Origin of the sequence: Streptomyces niphimycinicus, from assembly GCF_018883605.1 — a bacterium.
Lineage (GTDB): Bacteria > Actinomycetota > Actinomycetes > Streptomycetales > Streptomycetaceae > Streptomyces > Streptomyces niphimycinicus.
Window position 1 is genome coordinate 1 of the sequence record NZ_JAHLEM010000742.1, and the last position, 10,021, is coordinate 10,021.

Annotated in this window: 11 protein-coding genes and 1 pseudogene; 4 read left to right on the forward strand and 8 right to left on the reverse strand. The window is 70.9% G+C overall.

The genetic code is table 11. The annotated features are described in order from the left end of the window. Both KN815_RS41525 and KN815_RS41530 read left to right on the forward strand, forming a co-directional pair. Positions 1–673: DAK2 domain-containing protein (locus KN815_RS41525; RefSeq protein WP_216346957.1), on the forward strand; the 673-nt coding region annotated here is incomplete at its 5' end. Next, positions 670–1,134 carry a ribose-5-phosphate isomerase gene (locus tag KN815_RS41530; protein ID WP_059142953.1) on the forward strand — a complete coding sequence of 155 codons (465 nt, stop codon included), beginning with the start codon at positions 670–672 and terminating at the stop codon, positions 1,132–1,134. The genes KN815_RS41525 and KN815_RS41530, both read left to right, overlap by 4 nt. A gap of 70 nt (positions 1,135–1,204) precedes the next feature. Here KN815_RS41530 and KN815_RS41535 read toward each other — a convergent pair whose 3' ends face one another. From KN815_RS41535 to KN815_RS51955, 4 genes and pseudogenes are all read right to left on the reverse strand, one after another. Beyond that, a complete protein-coding gene (locus KN815_RS41535; protein WP_216346958.1) occupies positions 1,205–2,176 on the reverse strand; it encodes a glycoside hydrolase family 16 protein in 972 nt (323 codons plus the stop codon). Positions 2,177–2,595: 419 nt separating this feature from the next. Beyond that, positions 2,596–3,114 carry a cupin domain-containing protein gene (locus KN815_RS41540; RefSeq protein ID WP_216346959.1) on the reverse strand — a complete coding sequence of 173 codons (519 nt, stop codon included), beginning with the start codon at positions 3,112–3,114 and terminating at the stop codon, positions 2,596–2,598. Positions 3,115–3,227: 113 nt separating this feature from the next. Continuing rightward, positions 3,228–3,413 carry a hypothetical protein gene (locus KN815_RS51145; protein ID WP_253209580.1) on the reverse strand — a complete coding sequence of 62 codons (186 nt, stop codon included), beginning with the start codon at positions 3,411–3,413 and terminating at the stop codon, positions 3,228–3,230. 34 nt (positions 3,414–3,447) lie between these two features. Next, positions 3,448–3,540: pseudogene (locus tag KN815_RS51955) on the reverse strand (hypothetical protein); the annotation flags it as partial. A 245-nt stretch (positions 3,541–3,785) separates the two neighbouring features. Here KN815_RS51955 and KN815_RS41550 point away from each other — a divergent pair. Continuing rightward, positions 3,786–4,412, forward strand: a complete 627-nt coding sequence (locus tag KN815_RS41550) for an NADPH-dependent F420 reductase (RefSeq protein ID WP_093470804.1) — start codon at positions 3,786–3,788, stop codon at positions 4,410–4,412. A 78-nt stretch (positions 4,413–4,490) separates the two neighbouring features. On the opposite strand, the gene KN815_RS41555 is transcribed toward KN815_RS41550, so the two are convergent. The 3 genes from KN815_RS41555 to KN815_RS41565 all read right to left on the reverse strand — a co-directional run bounded on the left by KN815_RS41555 (position 4,491) and on the right by KN815_RS41565 (position 6,878). Next, a complete protein-coding gene (locus KN815_RS41555; RefSeq protein ID WP_253209578.1) occupies positions 4,491–4,820 on the reverse strand; it encodes a hypothetical protein in 330 nt (109 codons plus the stop codon). 238 nt (positions 4,821–5,058) lie between these two features. After that, positions 5,059–6,228 (reverse strand): aminotransferase, encoded by a 1,170-nt coding sequence (locus KN815_RS41560; protein WP_216346961.1) that lies wholly within the window; start codon positions 6,226–6,228, stop codon positions 5,059–5,061. Positions 6,229–6,338: 110 nt separating this feature from the next. Further along, complete coding sequence (locus KN815_RS41565; protein WP_216346962.1) at positions 6,339–6,878, reverse strand: YbhB/YbcL family Raf kinase inhibitor-like protein; 540 nt, start codon at positions 6,876–6,878, stop codon at positions 6,339–6,341. A gap of 160 nt (positions 6,879–7,038) precedes the next feature. Between KN815_RS41565 and KN815_RS41570 the strand changes: the two genes are divergently transcribed. Next, positions 7,039–7,743, forward strand: a complete 705-nt coding sequence (locus KN815_RS41570) for a GntR family transcriptional regulator (RefSeq protein WP_216346963.1) — start codon at positions 7,039–7,041, stop codon at positions 7,741–7,743. A 142-nt stretch (positions 7,744–7,885) separates the two neighbouring features. On the opposite strand, the gene KN815_RS41575 is transcribed toward KN815_RS41570, so the two are convergent. After that, positions 7,886–10,021 (reverse strand): ATP-binding cassette domain-containing protein (locus tag KN815_RS41575; protein WP_253209579.1); only part of this gene is annotated, 2,136 nt, incomplete at its 5' end.

Below are 10,021 nucleotides of genomic sequence, written 5' to 3' on the forward strand. Positions count from 1 at the left end.
CACGGCGTCCGGCGCGGCCGTCGAGGTCGCGGAGCTGGCCGTCCACGCACTGCGCGCCGCCCGCGACGTACTGCACCGGGACGCCGAGGCCCTGGGCAGGCTGGACGCGGTGGCGGGCGACGGCGACCACGGCCGTGGCATGTGCAAGGGTGTCGACGCGGCACTGGTGGCCGCCGAGAAGGCGCACACCGAACGGCTCGCCCCGGCCGCGGTGCTGGCCGCCGCCGGAGATGCCTGGGCGGCGGAGGCCGGGGGCACCTCGGGTGCGCTGTGGGGCGTGGCGCTGCGCGCCATCGGCGCCGCACTGCCGGCCGACCGGGCGCCGGGAGGCGAGGAACTGGCGTCCGCCGCCACGGCCGCGCTCACCGCCGTCACCTCGCTCGGCGGGGCAGAGGTGGGCGACAAGACCCTGGTCGACGCCCTCGCGCCGTTCGCCACCGCGTTCACGGCACGGCTGCGGACCGGAGTTCCGGTGGCCGAGGCGTACGCGTCCGCCGTGGCCGAAGCCCGTACGGCCGCCGAGGACACCGCCGCCCTGCGCCCCCGCCTGGGCCGCGCCCGCCCCCTCGCCGAGCGCAGCGTGGGCACCCCCGACCCCGGAGCCACCTCACTCGCCGCGGTGCTGACCGCGGTGGCCACCCTTCACACGACGGCAGGAAGCGATCCCGTATGACCACCGCGAACGCGTTCCGGATCGTCGTCGGCTGTGACGACGCCGGATACGACTACAAGGAAGCCCTCAAACGGGATCTGCTGGCCGACCCCCGGGTCGCCGAGGTCATCGACGTCGGCGTGGGCAGCGATGAGCACACCGCCTACCCGCATGTCGCGGTGGAAGCGGCCCGCCGCGTCGCCGAGGGCACCGCCGACCGCGCCCTCCTGGTGTGCGGCACCGGCCTCGGCGTGGCCATCAGCGCCAACAAGGTCCCCGGCATCCGCGCGGTCACCGCCCACGACAGCTACTCCGTGCGCCGCTCGGTCCTCAGCAACAACGCCCAGGTGCTCTGCTTCGGCCAGCGCGTCATCGGGCTGGAGCTCGCCCGTTCGCTCACCGACGACTGGCTCGCGCAGAGCTTCGACGAGACCTCCCCGTCGGCGGAGAAGGTCGCCGCGATCCGGAGCTACGAGGGCTGATCGGCGATGTCGGTCTCCACGATCACAACCGGATCGTGGAGACCGACGTCGCCTGGAAACCGTGTCGCCGCTACTGGCTCACCTTGACGGAGAACCAGTCCACGCTCATCCCCTCACCGGAGGTGGTGTCCGCCGCCGGTGAGGTGCAGCCGCAGACCTTGTTCGGGTAGGAGCCGCCGACCGCCACGTTGAAGATGGCGAAGAATCCGTGGTCGACCGCCTTCTTCCAGGTCTCGGCGGACACCTGGTTCTGCTTCACCGTGAAGGTTTCCTTGCCGTCGAGGTAGAAGCGCAGTTGCTCGGCGGAGGTGTCGGTGCGATCCACGATCACGGAGTACGTGTGGTAGTCGGTCTGGCAGCCGTCGCACGGCAGCAGGTCGCTGGTGATCCCGTCCGGGTCGTGGCACTCACCGGCCCACTCCCCGCAGTGGAAGGTGTTCGAGTGCTTGCTCAGCCCGTTCACGTTCTCCATGATGTCCAGCTCGCCGATGCTCGGCCAGTTGGTGGCGCCGGTCGGACGGGCGTCGGCACCCATGGCCCAGAAGGCGGGCCAGATTCCGAGGGCCTTCTCCGGGTTGGGCTGCTTGAGCGAGGCACTGATCTCCAACTGCCCACCGGCCGGGGCCTCGAAGTCGGTGCGCTGGGTCTCCACCCGGCCGGACGTCCACTTCCCGGAACCGTCGCGGATCGGCTTGATCACCATGTGACCCTCGCCGTCGTGGTAGACGTTCTCGGTCGAGTCCGTGACCGACTCGACCTCCCCGGTACCCCAGTTCGGGGCGCCGCCCGGGTAGCCGGTGCCGATGTCGTACAGCCAGTCGTTTTTGTTCAGACCGGTGCCCGCCGCGCCGTCGAAGTCGTCCTGGAAGACGGTGGTCCACTCGGCCGCGGCGGTGGGTTCACCCGCGGCGGCGGTGTTGGAGGACACGGTCAGAGCCAGCAGTCCGGTCAGCGGAAGCGACAGGGCGGCCACGAAGGCCAGTACGCGTCGTCGGCGGCGGGGCTTGGCCTCCGCCGCCGGATGTGAGGTGATCCTGAACATGTGGGGGGCTGCTTTCCTTCGGAGGACCGTCGGTGACGGGGTGTGCGAGCCCCCGTAGTCCGCTCCTGGCGTGGGGTGTGATGGAGACGGGGCTACGGGGACTCGGGCACAGGGACAGAGCGCGAGCGCCATCGGGTCGAGAGAGCGCTCACACAGAACGACTGTCTTGGACCCTGCCCTTGCCGGTCAAGAGCCGCGTCGAGTTCACCAGTTGAACGAAAGCCCGTCGCATGGCCGCGACCTCACGGAAGTATCGCTCGCCCCACTTCAGAATTGGAGACATACGCGGGCTTTCCGCACCCGTGCGTCCCAACTCTTGACGGCACGCCAGGGCGGGCCGCATCAGGGTGAGGAGGCCCCGTTTCCGAGAACGGCGAGCCGGACGCCGCGGAGGCCCGCGACGGTGTCCCGGACCCGGACTACTGCGTCCCGGGTTCGAAGTCCTCCACGAAGTAGCTGTCGTGCCGGATGCGGAACCGCTTGAGTTCCTCGCCACCGCGCTGGGTCATCTCCGCGACCCGCTCGAAGTACTCCTCGCGGGGAGCGCCCGGGGCGAAGAGCAGGAGCATGGACACGGGCTCGTCCGCCACGTTCTTGAACGCGTGCAGACCACCGACCGGCACGTACAGGAAATCGCCCTCGCGGCCCGTGATCCACTTCTCGCCGTTGTAGAGCTCCAGCTTGCCCGAGAGGATGTAGAACGACTCGGAGATGGCCTTGTGGAAATGGGTCTTGGGCCCGCCGGACCGTGGCCCCATCTCCACCTTGTAGAGGCCGAATTCGCCGCCGGTCGACTCGCTGGTGGCGAGATAGTGGGTCGAGCCGCCGGGTGAGGAGAGCTCCGGCGGGGTGCCGGCCGGGCGGAAGGTCGCGTTCACTTCGCCCCTGTCGCCGTGGTAGCGAGGCTCCGGGTATTCGAGGTCTTCCGGGTAGGACATGGTGTGCTCCTTTCGGCAGGTCTCCACTGGCATGATGGCTGCGCCCCGAGAAGGCGGCATCGGGCTTCCGAACGACCTTGGTGGTCGTTGAACGGGGCCGGAGACCTAAGCCGTCAGTCGGAATCCTGGCCGGGGGGCGCCCCGCGCAGGCGGGCCACCGCGCCGGTGGCGAGTTCGCGGATCACGTCCGCGGCGGGTTCGATCCTCGTGACGGCGCCGGCCCGGATCGCCTCCCGTGCCTCCGCCACCGAGCCGACCTGCCACGCGGCGAGCGCCCCGTCCGACCATGCCGAGGCCACCGGCCTCGGAGACCGCGGCCGCGAGGTCCACGCCACTCACCCAGCCCATACCGGCCTGCTGGACGGGCACCGTGCAGCCGACGAGTTCCGTGAAGCGGGTCCGCAGGGCCGGTGGTGTGGTTGCCATGGTCCGATGGAACAGGCCCGCCGCCGCGCGGGGCGGCTCCGACGCGGCCGCCCCGGTGTGCGTCACGCGCAAGGCGTAGCACGGGCTCGGGGCCCCGTCCTCCCAGCGGCATACGACGCGTGCCGGGCCCGCCCGCTCGCGCTTCCGCTCCTGTTCGCGATATGCGCCGGGAGTGGCTGCATGACCCGCTGGGCGGGGGTTACCCGGTTGGTGGCCCACCCGTGGACGAGGAAGGGAAGCACGCCGTGCGCATCGGAATCATCGGAGCGGGCCGCATCGGCTCGACGCTGGCCCGCCACTTCGCCGCGATCGGCTACGACGTGGCGCTCGCCAACTCCCGTGGCCCGGACACCCTGGCCGATCTGGTGGCCGACATCGGCGGCCCGATCCGCGCGGTGACCGCCGAGGAGGCGGCGCGGTTCGGCGAGGCGGTGGTCGTGTCCATCCCCTACGGCCGCTACCAGGAGCTGCCGACCGAGCCGCTGCGCGGCAAGGTCGTGATCGACACCTGCAACTACTACCCCGAGCGGGACGGACACGACCCGGAGCTCGACGGCGACGCCACCACCTCCAGCGAGAAGATCCAGGCCCACACCGGCGCCAACCTGGTCAAGGCGTTCAACGCGATCTACTGGGAGAACCTGCGCGACCACGCCCGCCCCCAGGGCGCCACCGACCGGGTGGCCATCCCGCTGTCCGGCAACGACGAGGAGGCCAAGGCCGCGGTGGCCGGGCTGATCCGCGATATCGGCTTCGACGCCGTGGACGCCGGGCACCTGGGCGAGGGCGGCCGCAAGCACCAGCCGGGCAGTCGCGTCTACGCCACCGAGATGTCGTCCGCCGAGACCAGCGCCCTGCTGCACGTGGCCTGAGACGAGGGGCCGCTGACCCTCGCCGGACCCGGACCCGGACCCGGACCCGGACCCGGGACCCGGGACCCGGACCCGTTCTCAGGCAGGGGTGCCCGGTGGTTCCGCGACGCCGATGAACTTCCCGGCCACCAGCCGGATATGGGCCGACCAGCCCAGCGCCGTGAGGTCGGCGGTGAGCGAGGAGGGGTCGTGGAACACCTTCACGATGCGGTACTGGCTGCCGTCATCGAGTCGGCGCACGGCCACCGGAGTCGGCCGGCCGGAGAGGACGTCCTCCTCGGCGGCCGCGGCGGGACCGTCATCGATGAAGACCGCTTTGCCACCCGGGGCGAGTGCGGAGGCGGCGGTGTTCCAGAAGCCGGGCAACCGCGCCGGTGGCACGTGGGAGAGCCAGAAGGCGAAGAACACCGTGTCGTAGCGGCGCGACGGCCGCCACTCGAACAGGTCGGCGCATAGGGCCGGTCGTATTCCGTCGCGCCCGCCCTGTAGTAGGCGAGCTGCTCGGTCAGAAGAGTGTCGTCATCCACTGCGGGTTCCTCCCGGTTCGGCCGGAGCCGAGCACCCTGCCCGGTCGCCACCGCCACCGGCACCCTCGGCCTTGACCTTCGGGCAAGGTCAAGAGCCAGGTCGGCCGCGGCCCGCGGGGTCAGCCAAGGAGATCCTTGGCCATCAGCTCGAGCCGCCCGGCGAATTCGGTGAGCCCGGCCCGGTCCACGTTGCCGAAGCTGACCCGGAAGACCTGGCGGTCGTCGGGCAGGAAGGCGGTGCCCGGGATGACGAGCGTGTCGTAGCGGGTGATGAGGTCGCGCACGACGTCGTCGGTGCCGCGGTCGGCGAAGGGGTGGCGGACCCAGCCGAAGAACCCTCCGCAGCTCAGCAGCTCGAAACCGCCCGGCCGCTCGGCCAGCACGGTCTCCAGCCAACGCCGCTTCTCCGTGGCCTCGTTGGCGCGCGCACGCCGCCACTCCTGGGCCGAGGTCAGCCCGGCCCAGGCGGCCTCCTGCCCGACGCGTGGCGGGCAGATCGCCACGCAGTCGAGCAACTTCATCACCTCACGGTTCAGCTCGGGCGAGGCGACGACCGCGCCCACCCGGTAGCCGGGAATCGCGAGGTCCTTGGAGAAACTGTGCAGGCTGACCAGGGTCCGGGCCCAGTCCGGCTCGGCGAACAGGTCGTGCGCCGGGCGCACGGTGTCGCGGAACGAGCGGTAGGTCTCGTCCACGATCAGCGCGATATCGTGCCGCTTCGCCACCGCGTAGAAGTCCGCGAGCACATCCGGCGGAATGGTGACACCGCTCGGGTTGCCCGGGGTGACCAGCACGATCGCCCTGGTACGCGGGGTGATGAGCGCTTCGGCCGCCTCCGGGTCGGGCACGAGATCGGGCCCGGGCTCCAGGTAGCGCGGCACCACGCCGTTCATGCGCAGCCACATGTCGTAGTTGAAGTAGTACGGCAGGACTTCGATGACCTCGTCGCCCGGCTCGGTGAGCGCCTGCGCGACCAGGCAGAACGCCTGGTTGCAGCCAGCGGTGACGACCATCTGGTCGGCCCCCACCGGGCTCTGGTAACCCCGGCCGAGGTCGGCGGCGAAGGCATCCCGCAGCCGGGGCAGTCCGGGGCTCGGCACATACGCGGCGCCGTTCGGCTCGTGCGCGACCTTGGCGACGTGCTCGACCATCTCGGGCGCGGGCGGATAGCTCGGCGCGGCCTGAGCCAGATCGAGCAGCGCCCGCTCGCCGCTGCGGCCCGCCAGCAGGGCATACGTCGCGCCCATCGGTGAATCGATCTCCTGCACGGTGCGCGGGCTGAGTCGCACGTCGGCGCTCCTTCACGGGTGGCGGGCCGCTGTAGGTTCACCGCGATGCTACCGACCTCAGCAGATCCCGTTGCTCGCACCGGCGGGCCGGGCCCTGGACCCGCTGTGCGTCAGGCGGGGGTTTCGGCGGTGGCGGTCAGGACCGCGCGGCCGAGGATGTGTCCGGCCATGGTGAAGCCGAGGACGGCCGGGGTGGCGTCGGCCGGGACGCCGATGGACTCGACGTCGAGGGCGTGCACCACGACGAAGTAGCGGTGCGGGCCGTGTCCGGCCGGCGGGGCGGCGCCTATGAAGCGGGTGGCGCGGGCGTCGTTCGGCAGTTGGAAGGCACCCTCGGGCAGGCCCGAGCCGGTGTCGTCGCCGGCGCCCTCGGGCAGCTCGGTGACGGTGGCGGGGATGTCGGCGACCGCCCAGTGCCAGAACCCGGAGCCGGTGGGGGCATCGGGGTCGTAGACGGTGACGGCGTAGCTTCTGGTGCCTTCCGGGGCGCCGCTCCAGGAGAGCTGCGGGGAGGCGTCCTTCCCGCCGGGGACGCCGGAGATGCCGGAGAACTGCTCGATCGACCAGGCGGCGCCGTCGGTGACGGTGCTGCTGGTGACGGTGAAGGAGGCCGCCTCGGGGAGGCGGGCGAAGGGGTCGTTGGCGCTCATCGCGTCGTTCCTTTCCGGCCGTGCTGTGGGGTGGTGGTGATGTGCGGTCATGGCGGGCCGCGGCGCCGCGTGGGGCACCGCTGTCGCCTCGCACCGTCGACCGCTCGATCGATCATAACAGCAATAATCGATTGTCTGCTGGATCATCTATGGTGGAGGCATGACTCAGACGACCCATACGTCGACCTCACCGGGGAAGCCGATGCTCTCCGAGCAGGTCTACGCACATCTGCGGGACGCGATCATGCGCGGGGACCACGCCCCCGGTGACGCCCTCAAACCACAGGACCTCGCCAAGGAACAGGGCGTGAGCCTGGCCGTCGTGCGCGAGGCGCTCGTACGGCTGGTCGGCGAGGGCCTGGCCGACCGGCTGCCCAACCGCGGCTTCGCCGTCCCGGCCCACTCCGACCGCCGCTGGCAGGAGATCGCCGAGGCCCGCCGGACCATCGAACCGGTCGTGCTGCGCATGTCCATCGAGCGCGGCGACGTCGACTGGGAGTCCCGTGTACGGGCCGCCCACCACCGGCTGACCCGGACCCAGGCGTATGTACCGGGGGAGGGCGAGTACTACAGCGCGGCATGGGCCGAGGCCCATCGGGTCTTCCACCGCGCCCTGCTGGAGGGCTGCGGCAACCCCGTCCTGCTGGAGACCTTCGACCGGACGTGGACCGCGAGCGAGCTGGCTCGCCGCTGGTCGGCGCGGCGCAACCCGAGCCGGGACGGCTTCCGTGAGCACCGCCTGCTGGAGGAGGCGGCGCTGGCCCGCGACGCCGACACCGCCGCCGAGGTCCTGGTCCAGCACCTCACCATGACCGCGGCCGTACTGACCGACCCCACCCACCACGACCCCGCGAAGGGAGCCTGACGCGCCTCGCCGGCCTGACCACATTCGAGCCGAGTGCGGGCCGCCGCTTCCGCGGCGTCGTCAATCCCCTGTACTCATGCGTGTACTTCGCCCCCGAGCGGCAGGACGAACTCGCCGGGACCAAGCCGCCGCCGGACAAGTCCTAGTCGCGCATGACGTCGGGCTCGTGCCGGCGCAGCAGACGGGCCACGACGAAGCCGCAGACCAGCCCGATGGCCACGAGCACACCGACGTCGATGCCCCACTGGGAGACGGTGTGCGCCCACAGCGGGTCGACTTCATTCGGCTTGTCGAGGTTCCAGGGCGGCATGGTGTGCGCGAGGTCGAGTGTGGTCCCGGCGCCCGCGACCGCCCAGCGGGCGGGCATCAGCCAGCCGACCTGCTCGATGCCCGGGGAGCTGAACAGCTTGAAGAGGACGCCGGTGAAGACCACCTGGACGATGGCGAACATCACCAGCAGCGGCATGGTCTTCTCGGCCGTCCGCACCAGCGCGGAGATGACCAGGCCGAACATCATGGAGGTGAAGCCCAGCGCACTGATCACCACGCAGACCTCGACGGCCGTGGGCATGAGCAGCCCCTGGGCGGGCAGTTGGCGGACCGAGAAGCCGATCGCGCAGAGGACGGCACCCTGCATCGCGGTGATCAGTCCGAGGACGATCACCTTCGACATCAGATACGCGGACCGGGACAGACCGGTGGCTCTCTCCCGTTCGTAGATCACCCGTTCCTTGATCAATTCGCGTACGGAGTTGGCCGCCCCGGAGAAACTCATGCCGATGACGAGCACCAGCAGAATGGTTCCGGACTCCTGGTTGTAGCGGAAACCGCTGTCGGACGGTGGCGGGACGAGTCCGTACTTCGCCGGAACCAGACAGCTCACCCCGCCCAGTACGGCCGGGAGGAGCAGCATCAGCGCCATGAAGCCCTTGTCGGAGGCGATGACCGACAGATAGCGGCGGATCAGGGTCCACAACTGGGCTACCCAGTGCCGCCGTTTGGGCTGGAGGGCTCGCGCGGGCGGCTGCGCCGGAAGGGTGCCCGGCTGCCGCGGCGGTACGGCCGAGCCGATCTCCGCGGCACACCGGGCGTACTGCGCGGAGGTCCGCCAGCGCCCGCCCCAGTCGTCGTCGCGATGATTCTCGAAGGCGGAGAAGACATCGGCCCAGCTTTCGTGGCCGAAGAACTCCAGGGCCTCGTCCGGGACGCCGAAGTAGGCCACGGAGCCGCCGGGAGCCATCACCAACACCCGGTCGCACAGGGCGAGTTCGGCGACGGAGTGGGTCACCACCAGCACCGTGCGGCCGTCGTCGGCGAGCCCCCGCAGCAACTTCATGACATCGCGGTCCAGGCCCGGGTCCAGCCCGGAGGTCGGCTCGTCGAGGAAGAGCAGGGAGGGCTTGGTCAACAGCTCCAGGGCGACGGACACCCGCTTGCGCTGACCGCCGGAGAGCGAGGCGACCTTCTTGTCCCGGTGGACGTCGAGCTTCAGCTCCTGGAGTACCTCGTCGATACGGGCCTTGCGCTCGGTGGCCTTGGTGTCACCGGGGAAGCGCAGCCTGGCGGCGTACTTCAGCGCGGTGTCGACGGTCAGCTCCTTGTGCAGGATGTCGTCCTGCGGAACGAGACCGATACGGTGGCGCAGCTCGGCGAACTCGGTGTAGAGATCGCGGTGGTCGTACAGGACCTGGCCGCGGTCGGCGGGCCGGTAGCCGGTGAGCGCGCGCAGGAGGGTGGACTTCCCGGAGCCCGACGGCCCGACCACCGCCACCAGGGACTTCTCCGGGACGCCGAAGGAGACGTCGTCCAGGATGGTCTTGTCGCGCCCGACGGTCACCGTCAGGTTCCGGGCGGTGAAGAAGACTTCACCGGTGTCGGCGAACTCCTCCAGCCGGTCCCCGGCGAGGCGGAAGGTGGAGTGGCCTACGCCGACGATGTCATGCGGGCCGATGAGCCGGCGGCGGTCCACGGGCTGCCCGTTGACAAAGGTGCCGTTGTGGCTGCCGAGGTCGACGATCTCGAAGCGGCCACCGGGCAGGGGCCGGAACTCCGCGTGGTGGCGCGAGACATGCGGGCCCTCGACCACGAGTTCGTTGTCCTGCGCCCGGCCGATACGCATCGGCTGCCCCTGGACGAGCCGGTGGACCCCTGACGGGCTCCGGTCGGTGAAGTGGGTCGCGGCGGGTTCATGGGGCCCGTCCGCGGCCTGCGCCGCGGGCCGGTGCGGCTCTCCGGCGGCGGGCCGGTGCGGCTCTCCCGCGGCGGGCCGGTGCGGGTC